Here is a 17833-nt window from a genome sequence, read left to right on the forward strand (position 1 = left end):
CGGCGCCACCTGTCGGAGCTGGCCGAGGCGCAGCGCGGGACGGTCACCGTCGGCACCCATCTCGCCGGCTCGAACGTGCTGCTCCCCCGTGCGATCGCCCGGGCTCAAAACCGCGCACCCGCAGCTGGCCGTGTCCGTGCGCGAGGCGACGCCGGGGACGCTGGTCGAGGAGCTCGTCGCCGGGCACCTCGACCTGATCGTCGGCCGGATCACCGAACCCGGCGAGCACAAGGGAAGGCGAAGGCCTTGAGGCCGGCCTCGAAGTCCTGGTCCAGCTGCGTGACCGTGAACTCTAGCTCGTGGATCAGGTTGTCGCAGTCGCGGCAGTACCACTCGCCCTTCTCCCGCCGGCCTTCCGGGCGCGCGTGCTCGACGACGAGACCCAGGGTGCCCGGCGGTCGCTGCGGCGAGTGCCGCACGTTGCGCGGCAGCAGGAACATCTGCCCTTCCGGGATGTCGACCCGCTCCCGGCCGTTCTCGGTCATGATCTCGAGGTGGATGTCGCCCTTGATCTGGCAGAACCATTCCTCGTAGGGGTCCACGTGGAAATCGGTGCGCTTGTTCGGCCCGCCGACCATCCCGGCACGGTTTCCTGTCCAATACCCGTTCGCGCTCGCGGCATACGCGCCAGGCATATCCGCGGCAGCCGGCGCGGGAAAACAAGGTTGACGTCCGCGGGCCCGCCGGAGAAGATGGGTGCACACCAGCGAACGAGGGGGCAAGGTCATGACGAACACGCGAAAGCGAGGGACGCAGCGCCGGAATCCGGCCGCCGCGATCGTCGCCGTGCGCTCGTCCGGCCGGAAACCCTTCACCTGGACCGTCACCGGCATTACGGTCGGCTCCCCACCCTGACACGGCACTTCGTCAGGTCGAGGGAGCCGCCCATCGGGAAACCGATCCGGGCGGCTTTCTCTGTTTCGCGCGGTCAATTTACCGGTGAGCTTCCGGAGAGAGCGCGGCGGTCTCCAAAACCGTTCGCCGAAGGTTCGACTCCTTCCACCGGTGCTTCGCGCCGCCTTTCCGGTGACGTGTTCTTTGAAATTTGCACTCTTTGACAATTACACAGCGGAGCAACACTTTTCACGCCGCAGGCTCGCGGCGTCGCGCGGTCGTGGTGAACTCGGCGGACACGTCGGTCTTCCAAACCGAAGCAGAGGGTTCGATGCCCTCCGGCCGCTCGCAGCAGTAGTTCGCCTCTTCAGCTCACCAGGCAGAGCACCCGTCTCGTAAACGGAAGGACCGGGTTCGAGTCCCGGAAGAGGCTCGTGACGGCGGAGGGCCCGCCCTCCCCGCTGCACCACGAGGTGGAGCACGGCGGTCTGTGCAGCGCCGGACCAGGTTCGACTCCTGGCACCTCGACTCGCGCGGCACCCGTTGCCGCGCATGGGGATGAACCTCGCGGGTTTCCCTCCCCTTTCCGGATCGCTGGCTCAACGGCAGAGCAGCCGACTCTTACTCGGCGGGTTCGGGGTTCGACTCCCCGGCGATCCACTTCGCGCCACGGGCCCGTGCGACCCGCGGCGCGAGGGCCGCTAGCTCAACCGCGCAGAGCAGCCGACTTTTACTCGGCGGGTTCAGGGTTCGACTCCCTGGCGGCCCACTCTTTCCCCTGAGGCGCAACAGGCTGCGCACCCGACTGTTACTCGGGAGGTACCAGGTTCGAGTCCTGGCGGGGGAGCTCGTCTTGCCCGAGGTCCCCCGTGGACCGGGGCACGACCCGACGGGAGACGCGCCGGAGCGCAGACGATCCTTGCAAGATCGCCGCGGTGGGTTCGACACCCACGTCTTCCACTCCCACAATCCACCCGACGCGGGCGTGTAGCTCAGAGGAAGAGCACCCCGCCGACGCCGAGGAGCCCCGGGTTCGACGCCCGGCGGGACACCGAAGGACACAAGCCCCTGGTTCGAGGCCCCGAAGGACGGGGGTGCGAGCCCAGCCGGCCCACCTCGCCCGTGACCTCCTCGACGGCACCGCGCGCAGTCCGGCAACCAGCGGACTTCACAAGCCACACCCAGCTTTGCCGCTTTGTCGACGTTCGGCGTCTGCCGGCGTCGAACCACACCCCTCCCGGCATAACGTTCTACAGAACTTTGACGATTGACGGAGGATGAATAGAATCTGCCTAGGCAAGCGACTCGACCACGTCCACCTCACCCAAGGCTGGCGCGATGCCGACTGACTCCGTCACACCCCCCACGTTCAACGCGGCCGACTACCTCGTCGCCCAGCACCTCCGCGACGGCCAGCGCCACCTTGACGGCGCTCCGGGAAGCCGGTCCCGGAACCCGTTGTCTGAATTTCGACTCATGCGGTGAAGTCCCCTCTCGCGGTGAGTGCCACTCGCCGGCAAAGGGATAGGACCTCGGGTTACGCACCCGGCCAGGACGGCTTCCGGCCGCGACCCTGAATGTCCACATCAGACAACCGCCCTGACCAGCACACAACCGAACAAAAGCAAGCCCTGGTCCCATCCCCTGAGAACCCTTGTGCCCGCCCGGACCGGCTCCTATGGTCCGTCAGACGTCTGACGTCTGAGGAGGCAGCGGATGGTGGCGAACCGTGTCGACGGCCCGGCCGGACGAACCGAGCGTGACGGACCGGTGGACTCCCAGGACGACCGCGACCGGCGGGCGGACCGGCGGCACCGGTGGGTGGTCCGCGGCGGGCAGTGGGGCGTCGGCGTGCTGATCATCGTGCTGTGGCAGCTGGCCGGAGAGGTGTTCGGGGCGTTCACGGTGAGCAGCCCGTGGCTGATCGTGCAGCGCATCGTCGAGCTGGTCAGCGGGGGCACCCTGTGGCCGGACCTGGGGACCACGCTGGCGGAGACCTTTGCCGGGCTGGCGATCGGCATGGTGATCGGCGTGGCGCTGGGCGTGCTGATCGCGCCGTCGAAAACCGTCGGACGCTGGTTCTACCCGTACATCATGGCGCTCTACAGCCTGCCGCGCGTGGCGCTCGCGCCGCTGTTCATCGTGTGGTTCGGGATCGGCCTGGAGTCCAAGATCTTCATGGTCGTGACCATGGTCGTGTTCGTCGCCTTCTACAACACCTACCAGGGCATGCGCGGCATCGAGCCCGACCTGCTCGAGATGACGCGCAGCTTCCGCGCGCCGTGGACGGCCCGGCTGCGGTGGGCCATCCTCCCCTCGATCGCGCCCTGGATCCTGACCAGCCTGCGGCTGTCGATCGCGCTGGCGCTGATCGGCGCGGTGATCGCCGAGCTCGTCGGCGCGAGCCAGGGGCTGGGCTACTACATGGGTTACGCCGCCAACGTGCTCGACACCACCGGAGTCTTCGCGGGCCTGGTGATCATCACCGTGATCGCCATGCTCGCCGAACAGCTCGTCGCGCTCGTCGAACGACGGGTCCTGCGTCACCGCGCCACCCGCTGAGGTCCCCTCCGACCACGTCACAGATGAGGACACCACCGATGACCACCCTCTCCCGCATCACGGCCACCGTGGCCGCGCTCGCACTGACCGCGACCGCCACCGCGTGCGGCAGCTCGTCGGCCGGCAGCGGCGGCGACTCCAAGACGATCAGGGTCGAGCTGTTCTGCAGCGGCCTGGCGCCCATCGCCGCCGAGCTCGCGCAGAACAGCGGGATCGCGGCGCAGAAGGGCATCACCATCAAGCCCATGTGCGTCACCAGCGGCTCCACGGCCACCAACGCGCTCATCGGCGGCAGCGCCGACGTGTTCATGGGCGACATCGGGCACGTCGTGCTGGCGCAGAAAAAGGGCGTGAAGATGCGCGCCTACGCCGTGGCCAACGACCGCTTCTCCTACCTCATGGTCGCCCGCAACGACATCGCCTCGGTCAAGGACCTCGCCGGCAAGAAGGTGGCCGTGACCGCGCCGGGCACGCTGTCGGACACGGAAATGCAGAAGGCGGCGCTGGACGCCGGGCTGAACCCGAAGAAGGACCTGACCGTCGTCAGCGGCGGGGCCGGCGCGACGATGCAGGCCGAGCTCAACGGCGGCCAGGTCGTGGCCGGGATGACGAGCCAGCCCGACACGCTGCAGCTGCTGCGGACCGGGAAGTTCAAGGTCCTGTGGCAGGAGCCGGACTACCACTACGTCGACATCGTGGCGATGGCCGACCAGGACTGGGTTTCCGGGCACCAGGACCTCATGAAGACCTTCCTCGCCGCGATGGACGAGGCGTCCGCGCAGGCCAAGGCCAACCCGGACCAGGCGACGACCTGGATGAAGAAGCAGGGCTACAAGATCAGCGACGCCGACCTCAAGACGATCGTCACCGAGGCCATCAAGAGCGTGCCCGACGGTCTCAAGGCCGAGGACGCGGTCGTCAAGTCCTCGACGGATCTGTTGGTGCGTACCGGGTTCCTCACCAACCCGGTTCCGTCCACTCAGGACATCTTCGACTACAGCCTGCTGCCCGCGAAGTAGCCGGGAGGACCACGATGACCGCGAAACCCGAGGCCCTGGCGCCCTCGGCCGGGCCCGCCACGTCGACCCCGAAGCTCAGCCTGCGCGAGGTCGGGCTCAGCTACCGCACCCCGAAGGGCCGGTTCGTCGCGCTCGACGACGTGACCCTCGATCTCGCCCCCGGTGAGTTCGTGGCGCTCGTCGGGCCCAGCGGCTGCGGGAAGTCCACGCTGCTCAAGCTGATCGCGGGCCTGCTGCCCACCACCACGGGCGAGATCCGGCTCGACGGCGCACCTGTGCCCGAAGGCGTACCGGAGGGCGTGGGCCTGGTTTTCCAGTCCGACGCGCTGTTCCCGTGGCGCACCGTCGCGGACAACATCCGCTTCCCGTTGGCGTTGAAGGGAGTCCCCGCCGAAGAGCAACGGGCCGAGGTGCGCCGGCTGGTCGAGCTGGTCGGGCTCACGTCGTTCGAGCAGAGCTACCCCAACCAGCTCTCCGGCGGCATGCGCAAGCGCGTCGGAATCGCCCGCGCGCTGGCGTACGACCCGGACGTCTACCTCATGGACGAACCGTTCGGGCCGCTGGACGCGCAGATGCGGATCCGCCTCGGCGGCGAGTTCCTCTCCATCTGGGAGAACCTCGGCAAGAGCGTGGTCTTCGTGACCCACGACGTCGAGGAGGCCGTGGCGATGGCCGACCGCGTGCTCGTGATGAGCCGCGGTCCCGGCACGATCAAGGAGGAGTTCCGCATCTCCCTGGACCGGCCGCGGCACTTCCAGGAAGTCCGGTTCGAACCCGAGTTCCAGCGCCTGCAGCGGGCGATCTGGCGAAGCCTGGCCGAGGAGTTCGACGAGTGATCATCGACTGCCACAACCACGTGCTTGCGACCGCACTGCCACCCGGCCACGACCGGTTCGTGCGCGAGATGCGGGCGCCCGGGCACCGGCGGGCGGGCCGGCTGCCCGCCTACCGGGCGGCCACCGACGAGGACTGGGTCGGCCTGGAAGGCGACCTGGACCCGATCGACCCGGGCACGCTCGTCGACGACCACGTGAGCGCAGGCGTGGACCGCGCGACCGTGCTGGCCGTCGCGCCCTCGACGTACACCACCTACGGCGAACGCGGGACCATCGACCTCGGCCGCGTGACCGATGTGGACGGTCCGCTGGAAGTGGCCAAGAGCAACGACTACATCGCCTCGCTCACCCGGCGCCACCCCGAGCTCATCGGCATGAGCGCCGTGAACCCGAAGTTCCGCGGCGTCGAGTGGGCCCGCGACGAGCTGACCCGCGCCGTCGGCGAGCTGGGCCTGCAAGGGCTGAAGCTCTACCCCATGTACGACCACTACGCCCCCGCCGACCGCGACCTCGCCTTCCCGATCTACGAACGCGCGGTCGAGCTCGGCATCGGCGTGATGGTCCACATGGGAACGTCCTCGGCCAAGGACACCGTGCTCGACTACGGCCGGCCCGGCGCGCTCGACGAGGTCGCCCGGCACTTCCCCGGCCTGCCGCTGCTGGTGTGCCACGCCGGGTTCCCCTGGGTCGACGAGTGCCTCGCCATGGTGGCCCGCCACGACAACACCTACCTCGACATCAGCATGTTCGCCACGAAGTCCACGCAGCGCCAGCTCTACGACTTCCTCCTGCGCGCGCAGCAGCTGGGCTGCCCGCTGTCGCGGATCTGCTGGGGCACCGACTACCCCGGGGGCGGCAAACCGGCCGTCCTGCTGCCGAAGCTCACGCTCGTCAACGACGTCGCCGACCCCGGCGCGCCGATCTCGCGCCTGGACGTGGCGAACATGGTGGGCGGGAACTGGGCGCGCTTCGCCGGGCTGACCGACTGGAGCGAGCAGGAGACGCTGGAGCAGCTGGAGGCGTGGGAACCTCGGTGGCGCGACTCGTGACAGCTCGTGATCACCCGTCTGCCTGGCCCAGGGTGGGTTCAGGACCCGGCGCGAGGTCATTACGCTCGGAGGGTGCCGATCGACTGTGCGTGTCGGCAGCGTTGCCGTACGACGGGCCGTGAGGCCGCCCCGGGGAGGACAACCGATGGTCATGCGTGAGCCGGAGCTGACACCCGTCTCCATCCAGACGGTCGCCGCGGACTCCTACCGGCAGGCCAAGGAGCGGATGCGTGAGGCCATCACGCGCTACGCCGCCGAGGGGCGCTACCGCCTGCCGTCGGAGGAAGAGCTCAGCACCGCGCTCGGGGTCAGCCGCGCGACGCTGCGCTCGGTGCTGCAGTCGCTGCAGAAGGAAGGCCGCATCCGTCGCCTGCACGGCAGCGGCACCTTCATCAACCGCCACACGATCGGCATCGCCGCCAACCTCGCCGAGGCCAGCCCCTTCGTCGACCTACTCACCCAGGCCGGCTACCGCCCCGCCGTCCGCACGCTCGACCAGCGCCTCATCGCCCTCGACGACGAGCTCGCCACCTCCCTGGAACTCCCCGCCGGCGAGCGCGCGCTGCGCATCGAACGCGTCTTCGACGCCGACGGCAAACCCGCGGTCCACAGCGTCGACCACGTCCCCGCCACCTTGCTCGGCGAACATCCCGAAGACAGCGACCCGCGCCGCTCCACCTTCGAGTTCGTCGAAACCGACACCGGCACGCCCGTCTGCTACTCCGTCGCCGAGATCCGCCCCGTCCTCCCGCCCACCGCGATCGCCACGGCCCTCGGCCTCCCCCGCACCCGCCCCGTCCTTCGCCTGCGCCACACCCACATCCGGGCCGACGAGCTCCCAGTGGCGGTCACGGTGGTGCACGTCAATGACGACTACCTGCGGTTTTCGGTGATCCGGACGTATCTCGACCAGTGAGCCCCGGCGCTTACGCAAGGAGGCTTCGGGACCGTCGGTCACACCGCTTGCCGGAAACAACTGCGGTGGAACACCAGCGGTGCGGCGTCCCCGGCGTGAGCCGCCGAGTGCAGGCGCAGCAGGACGAGGGTGTGGTCACCGGCCTCGAGGGCGCGTTCGATGGTGGTGTCGAACCAGGCGACGCCGTCGTCGAGGGTGATGGCGCCGTGGGCGGTGGTGGTGAGCGGAAGGCCGGTGAAGCGGCTGTCGGCCGGGCCGGCGAGCTGTCGTGCGACGGTGCCGTGGTGGCCGGCGAGGACGGAGACACCCAGGTGGGGCGCGCGGCGCAGGGCGGGCCACGTCCGAGACGCGGTGGCGACCGAGAAGGAGACCAGCGGAGGCTCGAGCGAGACCGAGGTGAACGAGCTCGCCGCGAGTCCCACCGGGCGGCCGTCGATCGACGCGGCGATCGCCACCACGCCGGTCGGGAAGGCGCCGAACGCGGCACGCAGCAGGGCAGGGTCGAGCGCGGGTTCACCAGGCACTGGACTCGACCGAGATCACGGGCACCAGTTCGTTGCCGAGGGTTTCGAGGAAGCTCACGACTTCGGCGGCGACGGAGCGGTGCTGCCGGTCGTTGAGCACGTCGTGGTGGGCGCCGCGGACGACGGACAGGCGGGCGCGCGGGGCGGATTTCACCATGCCGGCCAGGGTTTCGCGGTCGGCGAGCGGGTCTTCGTCGCCGATGAGCACGAGTTGCGGCAGCGGAGGGGCCGACCGGTAGGCGGCGCGCAGCAGCGCCTCGGGCACGGGGGTGGCCAAGGCGCCGCGCTCGTCGATCGACTGGGCCGAGAGCACCCCGCGGTGGGCCGGGCAGCTCGTGCGGACGTCGAGTTCGTCGTCCCAGGCACCGGTCACCCCCGCCGGGCCGGGCAGCCCGGCGAGCACGAGCGCGTCGGGCCACCACGGTTCCGTGCCCGCGCCCGATCCGGCCAGCGCCGCCAGGGCCACGGCGCCGGAGTCGGCGCCGGCCAGCACCAGCGGACGGTCGGTGAGGTCGGCCGTCGCAGCGGTGAGTTGGTCGGCGAAGCGGGCCAGGTCCAGGTCCACAGCGTCGACGACCCGGACGCGGTAGGCGTCGGCGGCCAGCCGAGTGCCGAAGCGCGTGTACGCGGCGCGCGTTTCGCCTCGGCCGGGCACGACGAGCACCGTGCCCCTCGTGCGCAGCTCCGCCGGGGCGGGGAATTCTCGATACAGGCTCACCGGCCGGCTCCTTCCAGTTGGCGCTGCCAGCCGAGTGCGGGCGCGATCTCGGTGGCGATGGTCTCGAGCGCCCGGATCGCGGTGTCGTGGTCCGGGATCGCGGGGTTGAACTGCGTGATCAGATCGGTCGCCACGGGCAGCACCCGCTCCCGCTCGAACGCCGCGACGATCTCGTCGGGATGGCCGTAGAACGCGTGGAACCGTCGCAACGACTCCTCGATTCCCACGCCTGCCGGGAAAACCCCGCGCGAGCCGAACCGCAGGGCCGCGCGGTGCACGTCGTCGCCGATCTGCGCCAGCGCGGTTCGCCGGTCGGACGCGGGGAACACCAGGCGCGACAACCCGATGCGCGGGGTGCGCGGCTCGCGCCAGGCCGCCAGGTACGCGTCCGCCCACGGCCGCTGCACCTCGTCCGTCGGTTGGTCGTAGCCGTACGCCGCCCGGTTGAGCAGGAGGTTGGAGCGTTCCCGGGCCGCGTGTTCGGCCCCGGGCGCGCTGAACACCCCCTGCCACAAGCGATCCCCGAAACCGGACGCCGGTGGCTGGACCGTGAACCCCGGCGTGCCGACCTCTTCGCCGGCGAGGGCGGCCCTCAGCACGGCCAGGCCCTCGGTGGTCAGCTCGCGTTTGCGGGTGACGTCGCGGCCGAACGCGGCGTACTCCGTCTCACTCGCCCCGCTGCCCACGCCGACCTCGACCCGGCCGCCGGACAGCGTGTCGACGACGGAGATGTCTTCGGCCAACCGCACCGGATCTTCCAGCGGCAGCACGGTGATCGCCGTGCCGAGCCGGATGCGGGTGGTGAGCGCGGCGGCGTGGGCGAGGAACGTCCACGGCGACGACAGCCCACCGCCGGCCGGGGGCACGTGGTGCTGCGCCACCCAGCCGACGTCGAAGCCCAGCTCGTCGGCGACGACGAACAGCTCCTGGGCGTTGCGGTAGACCTCGGCCAGGTCGGTGCCGCGGCCCTGCACATGGGTGAGGAAACCGAGCCTCATCGCACGCCCGCGGCGACCGGCGCCGAACGCTCGGCGGTGTGGCGGTTCTCGGGGATCGGCAGGCCGAGGTTGCCGCGCAAAGTCTCCGCTTCGTACTCGGTGCGGAAGAGCCCGCGCTTCTGCAGCAGTGGCACCACGCCTTCGACGAAGTAGGTCAGGTCCTCGTCGTTGCGGAACGCGAGGTTGATGCCGTCGAACGTACCGGCCGCGAACCACCGCTCGATCGTGTCCGCGACGGTTTCCGGCGCGCCCACGAACGGCGATTCCCGACGCTCGCTGAAGGTTTCCACGACCTCGCGCAGCGAGAGCTGCTGCGTTCGCGCCCGCTCGATGATCTTCGCGGCACCCGTGCGCCCGCCGCGCTCGGCGAGGTGCGCGACGTCGGGGAACGGCGCGTCGAGGTCGTAGCCGCTGAAGTCGTGGGCGCCGAACGCACGCCCGAGCAGTGCAAGGCTGGCGCCGAAGTCGTTGTCCTCCTCGGAAATCCGCGCCGCGCGCTGCCGCGCCAGCTCGTCGGTGCCGCGCACGACCGGGCCGCCGTGGATGAAGATCTTGATGTGGTCGGGGTCGCGGCCCGCGGCGGCGGTGCGCCGCTTGATGTCGGTGTAGTACTCCCGCGCCTGCTCGATCGGGCCGCCCGGCGCGTAGATGCCCTCGGCCACTTGGGCGGCGAGGTCGCGACCCTCCTCCGACACACCGGCCTGGAAGATCACCGGCTGCCCCTGCGGCGACCGCGACAGGTTCAGCGGCCCGGCCACGCGGAAGTGCTCGCCGACGTGCTCGAGCGCGTGCAGCTTGGCCGGGTCGAGGAACACGTCACGCTCGACGTCGGCCGGGAAGGCGTCGTCTTCGTAGGAGTCCCACAGCCCTTGCGCCACGCGCACCGACTCCAGCGCGCGGCCGTAGCGGGTGGTGTAGTCGAGGTGCTCTTCGAGCCCGTAGTTGCGGCTGGTGCCGGTGTCGAAGCTGGTGACGACGTTCCACCCCGCGCGCCCGCCGCTGATGTGGTCGAGCGACCCGAAGCGGCGCGCGAGGTTGAACGGCGAGTTGTAGGTGGAGCTGGCCGTGCCGACGAGCCCGACGTGCCGCGTGTGCGTGGCCACGGCCGAGAGCAGGGTCAGCGGTTCGAGCCGGTTGAGGTAGTGCGCCGGGTAGCCGGCGTTGATGAACTGGCTGTCCACGATGAACAGCGCGTCGAACAGCGCGTGCTCGGCCGCCTGGGCCTGGCGGATGTAGTAGCCGATGTCGATCGACGCGTTCTTCGCGACGCTGGGGTCTTTCCACAGGCCGTGCTGGCCGGGGCCGCCGACGCCGTAGGGGTGCAGGGCGAGGTGGATCTTGCGGGGCATGGGAAACGTCCTTCCGTGGTGATCAGGTGTGCAGCAGTGCGCGCAACGCCTCGCGCTCCGCACGGCCGGCCGACGCGGTGTGCAGCGTCGGCGCCGAGCTCACGAGCAGGCGCGTGTACGGGTGGCGCGGGGCGGCGACGACCTCGCGGGCCGTGCCGAGCTCCACGAGCTCGCCGCGGTAGAGCACCGCGACGCGGTCGGCGACCCCGGCGACCGAGCCGAGGTCGTGGGAGATGAACACGAGCGCGACGCCCGCGGCCCGCAGTTCCTTGAGGATCTCCAGGATCTGCACGCGGTTCGCGGCGTCCAGCGCGCTCACCGGCTCGTCGAGGAACACGAGCTTCGGTTCGGTGATCAGGGCCCGGGCCACCGCGACGCGCTGGCGCTGCCCGCCGGACAGCTCGCCGGGCAGCCGCGTGAGCAGTTCCTCGTCGAGCCGGACCCGCTCGAGGTAGGTGCGGGCCCGCGCCAGCGCCTCGGCCCGGGGCACGCCGCGCACCAGCAGCGGTTCGATCAGCGAGTCCGCTGTGGACAGTTCGGGATCGAGGCTGCGCAACGGGTCCTGGAACACGTACTGCACCACGCCGCGCCGGCGCAGCGCCCGCCACTGCCGGGCGCCGTAGCCGGTGACGTCCGTGCCGTCGAGCACGATCCGTCCCGCCGACGGGCGCACCAGCCCCAGCACCGTGCGGGCCAGCGTCGACTTGCCCGACCCGGTCTCGCCGATGACCCCGACGATCTCGCCGGGAGCGACCGTCAGCGAAGCACCGGCCAGTGCGCGCCGGCGCCGCCGTCGGTGTCCGTAGTGGACTTCCAGGTCCGTGACCTCGAGGACGTCGGTCATCCCCGGACCTCGCTGCCGGCCAGGAACCGGTCGAGCCCGTACTGCTCGTGCTCGCCGATGAGCAGCTTCGTGTACTCGTGCCGTGGGTGGTGCAGTACGCGGCGGGTCGGGCCCTGCTCGACGATCTCGCCGTCGCGCATGACCAGCACCTCGTCGCACAGCTGCGCGACCACCGCGAGGTCGTGGGAGACGACGAGCAGGGCGAGCCCCGAGCTTTCCCGCAGGTCGGCCAGCAGGTCGAGGATCTCCGCCTGCACCGTCACGTCGAGCGCGGTGGTCGCCTCGTCGGCGATGAGCACCTGCGGCTCGGCGGCGATCGCGGCCGCGATCAGCACTCGCTGCAACATCCCGCCGGACAGCTCGTACGGGTACTGCGTGTACACGAGCTCCGGGTCGCGCAAGTGCACCGCCGCCAGCAGCTCGATCGCCCGCCGCCGGGCCGCGCGCCGCCGGTGGCCGAGCTTCACCCGCAGCACCTCGGCGACCTGCGCGCCGACCGGGATCGACGGGTTCAGATACGACGCGGGGTCCTGGAACACCGCGCTGATCGTCGAGCCCCGCAGCGCGGTGAGCTCGGGCGTCGACAGTTCGGCCAGGTCGTGGCCCGCGACGTGGATGCTGCCGCCGGCCACGGTGAACCCCGGCGGGAGGATGCCCAGCACGGCCCGGCACGTGAGCGTCTTGCCGCTGCCCGACTCGCCGACGAGGCCGACGGTCCTGCCCGGTGTGAGCTCCAGGCTCACCCCCTTCACGACCTCGCGCCCGCCGGTTTCGTGCCCGTCGGTTTCGTGCCCAGTGGCTTCGTGGCGGATGCGCACGTCGCGCACGGCGAGCACGGGCCCGGCGACCCCGCTCGCGGCGGGCGCGGCGCTTTCGGTGAGGGCGGTCATGCCGTACCTCCGGCTGCGACTCGGCGGGTGGTGGCCCGGGTGTGCGCCGCCGCGCCCGACACGTCGCGGATCGCGTCGGCGAGCAGGTTGGCGGCCCACACCGTGGCCGTGATCAGGAGCGCGGGCGCGACCGGCGCCCACGGTTGGTAGCTGAGGTACCCGAGGTCCGAGGCCAGCAGGCCGCCCCAGGTCGGCGCGGGCGGCTGCACGCCGATGCCGAGGAACGTCAAGCTGGAGACGATGACGAACCCGACCCCGACCGTCTGGGCCAGCGCCACCGCGATCGGCGGCAGCACCTTGACCCACACGTGCCGGCGCACGATCCAGCCGAGCGAAGCACCGGAGATCAGCGCCGCCTCGACGTACTGCGACCGCGCCACGGCGAGCGTCGCGGCCCGCGACACCCGGTAGAACAAGGGCGACACCAGCGCGCCCGTCACCACCATCGCCTGCGTGATCCCGTTGCCCAGCAACGCGGTCACCGCGACCGCGAACAACAGGAACGGCAGCGCGACGAGCGTGTCGGCCAAACGCAGCGTGGCCCATTCGAAGGCGCGCCCGAGGTAGACCGACAAGATGCCGGGCACGGTGCCCGCCACCAGCGCCACCGAGGCGACCTCCAGCGAGGCGAGCACGCTGACCCGCGAGCCGGCCAGCAGCCGGCTGAACACGTCGCGCCCGAGGTTGTCGGTGCCCAGCCAGTGGCCCGCGGACGGGCCGGCCAGCGTGGTGCCGCTCGCGGCCAGCGGGTCCTGCGGCGCGAGCAGCGGGCCGAGGATCGCGAGCAGCGCGACCACGACGAGGATCGTCAGCGCGATGCGCCCCGTGCGGAGCGCGAGGATCCGTCCCAGCACGTCACACCCCCCGCTGCGAGGCCGGCGTCACGCGCCCGAGGACGACGTTGACCAGCAGGTTGAAGGTCACGACCAGTGCGATCGACACCACGAGCACGCCCTGCACCGCGGGCACGTCTCCGCTCTGGGCCGAGTCGTTGGCGAAGCGGCCGAAGCCCTGCAGCCCGAAGATCCACTCGGTGACCACCGACGCGCCGACGAGCGCGGGGAACTTGAGCCCGAGCGTGGCCAGCGCCGGCCCGATCCCGTTGCGCAGCACGTGCCCGAAGAAGACCCGCCGGGGCGAGAGGCCGCGCACGACCGCGCCGATGACGTAGTTCTCCTCGTACGCGCTGACGAGGCCGGTGCGCAGCTGGCGCGCGACGTCGGCCATGACGTCGAAGCTGAGCGCGAGCGCGGGCAGGGTGATGTGCACGAGCCACGGGCCGACACCGTCGGTGACGGGCGCGTACCCGGCCGACGGGAACAGCCCCAGCCCGACCGCGAACACCGCCACCAGCACGATGCCGACCACGAACGCCGGCAGCACGGACACCGTCGTGACGAACCCCGTCACCGCGCGGTCGGCCCAGGTGCCCCGGCGCAACGCGGCCAGCGTGCCGAGCGCGAACCCGGCCACCACGCCGACCACCAGCCCGAACACCGCCACCGACAGGCTCACGCCGAGGCCGAGGCCGATCAGCGTCGAGATGTCGGCGCCGTTGACCCAGCTCGTGCCGAGGTCGCCGTGCAGGACCGCGGTGAACCAATGCCAGTACTGCACCAGGAACGGCCGGTCGAGGCCCCACTGGCTCTCGATGTTGGCGATCGCCTGCGGGGTCGCGTCCTCGCCCAGCTGGATGCGGGCCGGGGACAGTCCGCTCAGCGCCCGCAGCGCGAACGTCACGAAGGTGGCCGCGAAGAACACCGGAACGAAGATCGCGACCGAGCGGGCCAGCGTGCCCGGCAGGCGGCGCAGCGCGGCCGGGAGGAGCAGCCGGGTCTCAGCGGCCACTGATGGTCACCCCCGTCCAGTCGAGGTGCGCCGGGTTCTTCGGCAGAGCGGAGATCGTCTTGCTCTTCGCGATCAGGTTCGGCGAGGAGTAGGTGAACACCAGCGCCCGGCTCGCCAGCCCGGCGCGGGTGGCCGCCTGCAGGACCTGGGCGTAGTCCGCTGCGTCCAACGGCGTGCGCCGGACCTTCGCCACGGCGTCCTCGAAGCCCACGGGCTCGTAGGGGCTGGAGAGGTTGAGCGGGCCGTGGGGTCCGAAGTGGGCAGTCAGCGTCTGCACCGCGGAATCGCGCCCGGTGGTGCTGTAGAGCGAAAGCGTGAGGTTCTTGGCGAAGAACGGTGTGGCCCAGTTCTTGTCGATCTTGATGTTCGTGGTGATGCCCACCGCGGCGAGCTGCGACTGCACGATCTCGGCGTCGGGCTGGGAGTCCGGCACGACGAGGTCGAGCTTGATGTCACCCGGTTTGTACCCGGCGCCGGCGAGCAGCTGCCTCGACTTGGCCGGGTCGTAGGGGTACTGGTCCTTCGACCGCGGATCGTAGGCGACGTAGCCCTCGGGGAAGGGCTGGTCGGTCGCCTCGCCGTAGCCGAAGGTGAGCTTGTCGACGAACTCCTTGCGGTTGACCGCGTACCGCACGGCATCGACCACTTGCGGGTTGTCGAACGGCGCCTTGTTCACGTTGAGGCTGATGTTGGCGGCGTTGAACCCGGGCTGCACGAACACGTCGAGACCGGCCTTTTTCGCGGCGTCCGCCTGGCTGGGGTCGATGTCGGCGAAGTTGTAGACCCCGGTCTGCAGCCCGGAAACGACCGTCGACGCGTCGGGCGCCGAGGTCAGTTCGACGTTGTCGATGTGGATGTTCGCGGCGTCCCAGTAGTCCGGGTTCTTCTTCAGCACGGCTTTCGTGCCGGGGACGACCTGCGTGACGGTGAACGGCCCGGCGCCGACCGGGTTCTGGTCGAGCTTCTTCGGGTCCTGCGCGGCCTTCGGGCTCGCGACCTGCAGCACGCGTTCGCCGAGCAGCTGCGGGATCTGGTAGTCGACCTGCGAGAGGTGGATGACGACGTCGAGGCCGTCGGCGGTGACGGACTCGATGGACGTGAGATCACCGAACAAAGCGGAGTTCTTCTGGTTCTTGGCCCGTTCGATCGCGGCCTTCACGGCAGCGGCGTCGAGCGGGGTGCCGTCGGAGAACTTCAGGCCCTGGCGCAGGTGGAAGGTGACCTGGTCGCCGGCCGCGTTGTACTCCCAGCTCTTCGCGAGGTCGGGCACCGCGTTGCCCTTCTCATCGGTGCGGGTGAGCGACGCGTAAACCAGCGCCAGCTCGCGGAACTGGGCGCCGCTGCCTCCGACCACCGGGTCCCAGTGCGTCGGGAAGTACGAGGAGGCCCAGCGCAGCGTGCCTCCGGCGGAGGCCGCGGCGCCGGCGCCGCACGCGGTGAGCCCACCACCGAGGACGGCCGCGAGGGCGAGGGTGAGTGCGGTGCCGCGCAGGCGGCGCGTGGTGCGTGGGGACATGGGGAATCTTCCTGTGCTCGGGGGACAACGCGTATTCCGGCGTCCACAGTGGACTGACCGGTTCTGGGCAGGGGAAAGGGACGCACCTCAGGGGCGCCGGGGAAAGCGCGAGTGCTCGCCTCAGCGAGGACAGATCGCGGTGCCGCAGCGGGCGTTGTCCAGCCAGCGACAGCAGGTGAGCAGCACGCTCGGCGCGTCGGCGGACCGGTTCATGACAGCGAGCATGACCCGTTGTGCCGCGCGCTGTCCAACGACGTTTCACGATGCGGATTCATCACGATTCGCGATGGTTCGCGAGGTAGGTTCCGACTCATGGAGCAGGTTCTGGACATCGTGCCGCTGCGCAGCTTCGTCGCGGTCGCCGACCGCGGCGGGTTCCAGCGCGCGGCCACGCACCTCCACCTCAGCCAGGCCGCGGTGAGCCAGCACGTGCGCCGGCTCGAAGCCGCCACCGGCCGGCAGCTCGTCGAACGCAGCGGCCGCCGGTCACGCTTCACCGCCGACGGCGACCTGCTGCTCGGCCACGCCCGCCGGATCCTCGGGGTGCACGACGAAGCGCTGCGCGCGTTCGACGTCGCGGACGACGAGACCGTGGTGATCGGGTCGACGGAACACGCCGCCGCCCAGCTCCTGCCCCGCCTGACGGCCGTGCTCGGCACCGCGCTGCCCGGCCACCGCGTGCGCTACCGCCTCGACCGCGGCACCGCCCTGCGCGACGCGCTCGGCACCGGGCGCATCGACCTCGCCCTCCTGCTGGGCGCCACCGACGACCCGCGCGCCGAACCCGTCGGCGAGCTCGACCTGACCTGGTACTGCGCACCCGGCTGGACCCGCCCTGACGGGCCCGTGCCGCTCGTCGCGTTCGACAACCCTTGTGCACTGCGGACTCGCGCGCTGGAAACCCTGTCCGCGTACGGGATCCCTGCTTCTATCGGTGCCGAAGCCAACCAGCTCGCCGGCGTCCACGCGGCCGCCGCGGCCGGCCAGGGCGTCGCCCTCCTCGCGACCCTCGGCACCACCCCCGAGGGCCTCGTCGAATGCGACGACCTCCCCCCGCCCGAACCGCTCCCCCTCGCCTGCTGGCGCCGCCACGGCCTCGACTCCGCCGTGTCCGGCCACGCCGTCGGCTCCCTGCGCCGCCTGCTCACCACCAACCACCCCCTCGCCCGAGGAGCCTGAATGTCCGTCCTGCACGTCCCCGCCGGCTCCGGCGACGGCAAGTTCGTCCGCACCCCCAGCGGCGCCCTCGTGCCCGCCGAGATCGACCCGTTCCACCGCGCGCTGAGGCACGTCGCCCCCAGCGGCCTCCTCGGCCGGACCACACAAACCCCGGGCATGAAACGCCTCGAAGCCATCAGCGGCAAGACGGTGGGCGCGCAGTCGCTGTGGATGGGCCAGACGCACGTTCCCGCGTCCACCGCGTCGGCCAACCATCACCACGGCGCGTCGGAGACCGCCATTTACATCGTGTCGGGAAATCCGACGTTCGTGTTCCTGGATGTCGACGGGGACGAGCCCGTGGAACGGCCCATCGAGACCGGGCCGGGTGACTACGTCTTCGTGCCGCCGTTTGTGCCGCATCGGGAGGAGAACCCGGATCCCGAGAACGAAGCCGTCGTGGTGATCGCCCGGACGACCCAGGAGGCGATCGTGGTGAACCTGGATGAGCTCGACTGGTCACAGGTCCGCGTCGGAGAACCACACTGACAGCGCGAAGAGTTCAGTCTCCATCCGCGCCCGCGAGCCGCGACTCGAGGCGACGGCGCAGCGTGCCGAGGTGCCCCCTCAACCGGTCCGGGGTCCTTCTGCTCGGCTCCAGCATCCTCACGCTCGCCACGGACGACACGCGGGCCCCGTGTTGGAGATCATCGTGGCGGTCGCGAGGGCGGCGCTGATCAGCTTCGCGGTGGCAGGTCTGGTGAAGCCGCAG

18 protein-coding genes and 6 tRNA genes are annotated in these 17833 nt (G+C 70.8%); 14 read left to right on the forward strand and 10 right to left on the reverse strand.

Annotated features, from left to right (window positions below; all coding sequences use genetic code 11):
• Positions 1-88 precede the first annotated feature (88 nt).
• Positions 89-250 carry a hypothetical protein gene (locus K1T34_RS02075; protein WP_220242611.1) on the forward strand — a complete coding sequence of 54 codons (162 nt, stop codon included), beginning with the start codon at positions 89-91 and terminating at the stop codon, positions 248-250.
• Here K1T34_RS02075 and K1T34_RS02080 read toward each other — a convergent pair.
• Entirely contained in the window at positions 210-833 is a 624-nt protein-coding gene (locus tag K1T34_RS02080) for a hypothetical protein (RefSeq protein ID WP_220242612.1), read from the reverse strand. The genes K1T34_RS02075 and K1T34_RS02080 overlap by 41 nt on opposite strands.
• 102 nt (positions 834-935) lie before the next feature.
• Here K1T34_RS02080 and K1T34_RS02085 point away from each other — a divergent pair.
• From K1T34_RS02085 to K1T34_RS02135, 11 genes are all read left to right on the forward strand, one after another.
• Positions 936-1008 (forward strand) — tRNA-Trp (locus K1T34_RS02085).
• A gap of 100 nt (positions 1009-1108) precedes the next feature.
• Positions 1109-1181 (forward strand) — tRNA-Gly (locus tag K1T34_RS02090).
• A gap of 14 nt (positions 1182-1195) precedes the next feature.
• Positions 1196-1267, forward strand: a tRNA-Thr gene (locus K1T34_RS02095).
• A 155-nt stretch (positions 1268-1422) separates the two neighbouring features.
• Positions 1423-1494: transfer RNA gene (locus tag K1T34_RS02100), tRNA-Lys, on the forward strand.
• A 35-nt stretch (positions 1495-1529) separates the two neighbouring features.
• Positions 1530-1603: transfer RNA gene (locus tag K1T34_RS02105), tRNA-Lys, on the forward strand.
• Between the two features lie 5 nt (positions 1604-1608).
• Positions 1609-1681: transfer RNA gene (locus K1T34_RS02110), tRNA-Asn, on the forward strand.
• 869 nt (positions 1682-2550) lie between these two features.
• The gene (locus K1T34_RS02115) at positions 2551-3396 is read left to right on the forward strand and encodes an ABC transporter permease (RefSeq protein WP_220242613.1); all 846 of its coding nucleotides are present in this window, start codon (positions 2551-2553) and stop codon (positions 3394-3396) included.
• A 38-nt stretch (positions 3397-3434) separates the two neighbouring features.
• Positions 3435-4415, forward strand: coding sequence for an ABC transporter substrate-binding protein (locus K1T34_RS02120; RefSeq protein ID WP_220242614.1), 981 nt, complete (start codon positions 3435-3437; stop codon positions 4413-4415).
• Between the two features lie 14 nt (positions 4416-4429).
• Positions 4430-5251 carry an ABC transporter ATP-binding protein gene (locus K1T34_RS02125; RefSeq protein ID WP_220242615.1) on the forward strand — a complete coding sequence of 274 codons (822 nt, stop codon included), beginning with the start codon at positions 4430-4432 and terminating at the stop codon, positions 5249-5251.
• Complete coding sequence (locus K1T34_RS02130; protein ID WP_220242616.1) at positions 5248-6300, forward strand: amidohydrolase family protein; 1053 nt, start codon at positions 5248-5250, stop codon at positions 6298-6300. The genes K1T34_RS02125 and K1T34_RS02130 overlap by 4 nt, the downstream gene beginning before the upstream one ends.
• A gap of 145 nt (positions 6301-6445) precedes the next feature.
• A complete protein-coding gene (locus K1T34_RS02135) occupies positions 6446-7216 on the forward strand; it encodes a GntR family transcriptional regulator (RefSeq protein ID WP_220242617.1) in 771 nt (256 codons plus the stop codon).
• Between the two features lie 38 nt (positions 7217-7254).
• Here the strand turns inward: K1T34_RS02135 and K1T34_RS02140 are convergent, their stop codons facing one another.
• The 9 genes from K1T34_RS02140 to K1T34_RS02175 are packed head-to-tail and all read right to left on the reverse strand — an operon-like array spanning position 7255 to position 15903.
• Positions 7255-7740, reverse strand: a complete 486-nt coding sequence (locus tag K1T34_RS02140; RefSeq protein WP_220242618.1) for a flavin reductase family protein — start codon at positions 7738-7740, stop codon at positions 7255-7257.
• Complete coding sequence (locus tag K1T34_RS02145) at positions 7730-8458, reverse strand: alpha/beta hydrolase (RefSeq protein ID WP_220242619.1); 729 nt, start codon at positions 8456-8458, stop codon at positions 7730-7732. Before K1T34_RS02145 ends, K1T34_RS02140 begins: the two co-directional genes overlap by 11 nt.
• On the reverse strand, positions 8455-9456 hold the full coding sequence (locus K1T34_RS02150) for an LLM class flavin-dependent oxidoreductase (protein WP_220242620.1): 1002 nt from the start codon (positions 9454-9456) through the stop codon (positions 8455-8457). The genes K1T34_RS02145 and K1T34_RS02150 overlap by 4 nt, the downstream gene beginning before the upstream one ends.
• Positions 9453-10805 (reverse strand): NtaA/DmoA family FMN-dependent monooxygenase, encoded by a 1353-nt coding sequence (locus tag K1T34_RS02155; RefSeq protein WP_220242621.1) that lies wholly within the window; start codon positions 10803-10805, stop codon positions 9453-9455. Before K1T34_RS02155 ends, K1T34_RS02150 begins: the two co-directional genes overlap by 4 nt.
• Positions 10806-10827: 22 nt before the next feature.
• A complete protein-coding gene (locus K1T34_RS53030) occupies positions 10828-11649 on the reverse strand; it encodes an ABC transporter ATP-binding protein (protein ID WP_255638249.1) in 822 nt (273 codons plus the stop codon).
• Positions 11646-12539 (reverse strand): ABC transporter ATP-binding protein, encoded by an 894-nt coding sequence (locus K1T34_RS53035; protein ID WP_255638250.1) that lies wholly within the window; start codon positions 12537-12539, stop codon positions 11646-11648. The genes K1T34_RS53030 and K1T34_RS53035 overlap by 4 nt, the downstream gene beginning before the upstream one ends.
• The gene (locus K1T34_RS02165) at positions 12536-13393 is read right to left on the reverse strand and encodes an ABC transporter permease (RefSeq protein ID WP_255638251.1); all 858 of its coding nucleotides are present in this window, start codon (positions 13391-13393) and stop codon (positions 12536-12538) included. The genes K1T34_RS53035 and K1T34_RS02165 overlap by 4 nt, the downstream gene beginning before the upstream one ends.
• A 1-nt stretch (position 13394) precedes the next feature.
• Positions 13395-14387 carry an ABC transporter permease gene (locus tag K1T34_RS02170; RefSeq protein WP_220242622.1) on the reverse strand — a complete coding sequence of 331 codons (993 nt, stop codon included), beginning with the start codon at positions 14385-14387 and terminating at the stop codon, positions 13395-13397.
• On the reverse strand, positions 14377-15903 hold the full coding sequence (locus K1T34_RS02175) for an ABC transporter substrate-binding protein (protein WP_220242623.1): 1527 nt from the start codon (positions 15901-15903) through the stop codon (positions 14377-14379). Before K1T34_RS02175 ends, K1T34_RS02170 begins: the two co-directional genes overlap by 11 nt.
• A gap of 312 nt (positions 15904-16215) precedes the next feature.
• On the opposite strand from K1T34_RS02175, the gene K1T34_RS02180 reads away from it, so the two are divergent.
• A complete protein-coding gene (locus K1T34_RS02180) occupies positions 16216-17082 on the forward strand; it encodes a LysR substrate-binding domain-containing protein (RefSeq protein ID WP_220242624.1) in 867 nt (288 codons plus the stop codon).
• Positions 17083-17610 (forward strand): cupin domain-containing protein, encoded by a 528-nt coding sequence (locus K1T34_RS02185; protein ID WP_220242625.1) that lies wholly within the window; start codon positions 17083-17085, stop codon positions 17608-17610. It abuts the gene before it with no gap.
• Positions 17611-17833: the final 223 nt, after the last annotated feature.

The sequence above is a fragment of the Amycolatopsis sp. DSM 110486 genome (assembly GCF_019468465.1).
Taxonomy (GTDB): Bacteria; Actinomycetota; Actinomycetes; order Mycobacteriales; family Pseudonocardiaceae; genus Amycolatopsis.

What these genes read in the sequence shown, in the direction of transcription:
- K1T34_RS02125 (WP_220242615.1), top strand. Translation starts at nt 4,430, where the DNA reads ATGACCGCGAAACCCGAGGCCCTGGCGCCCTCGGCCGGGCCCGCCACG.
- K1T34_RS02175 (WP_220242623.1), bottom strand. Translation starts at nt 15,903, where the DNA reads ATGTCCCCACGCACCACGCGCCGCCTGCGCGGCACCGCACTCACCCTC.
- K1T34_RS02080 (WP_220242612.1), bottom strand. Translation starts at nt 833, where the DNA reads ATGCCGGTGACGGTCCAGGTGAAGGGTTTCCGGCCGGACGAGCGCACG.
- K1T34_RS53035 (WP_255638250.1), bottom strand. Translation starts at nt 12,539, where the DNA reads ATGACCGCCCTCACCGAAAGCGCCGCGCCCGCCGCGAGCGGGGTCGCC.
- K1T34_RS02135 (WP_220242617.1), top strand. Translation starts at nt 6,446, where the DNA reads ATGGTCATGCGTGAGCCGGAGCTGACACCCGTCTCCATCCAGACGGTC.
- K1T34_RS02185 (WP_220242625.1), top strand. Translation starts at nt 17,083, where the DNA reads ATGTCCGTCCTGCACGTCCCCGCCGGCTCCGGCGACGGCAAGTTCGTC.
- K1T34_RS53030 (WP_255638249.1), bottom strand. Translation starts at nt 11,649, where the DNA reads ATGACCGACGTCCTCGAGGTCACGGACCTGGAAGTCCACTACGGACAC.
- K1T34_RS02115 (WP_220242613.1), top strand. Translation starts at nt 2,551, where the DNA reads ATGGTGGCGAACCGTGTCGACGGCCCGGCCGGACGAACCGAGCGTGAC.
- K1T34_RS02150 (WP_220242620.1), bottom strand. Translation starts at nt 9,456, where the DNA reads ATGAGGCTCGGTTTCCTCACCCATGTGCAGGGCCGCGGCACCGACCTG.
- K1T34_RS02180 (WP_220242624.1), top strand. Translation starts at nt 16,216, where the DNA reads ATGGAGCAGGTTCTGGACATCGTGCCGCTGCGCAGCTTCGTCGCGGTC.
- K1T34_RS02155 (WP_220242621.1), bottom strand. Translation starts at nt 10,805, where the DNA reads ATGCCCCGCAAGATCCACCTCGCCCTGCACCCCTACGGCGTCGGCGGC.
- K1T34_RS02120 (WP_220242614.1), top strand. Translation starts at nt 3,435, where the DNA reads ATGACCACCCTCTCCCGCATCACGGCCACCGTGGCCGCGCTCGCACTG.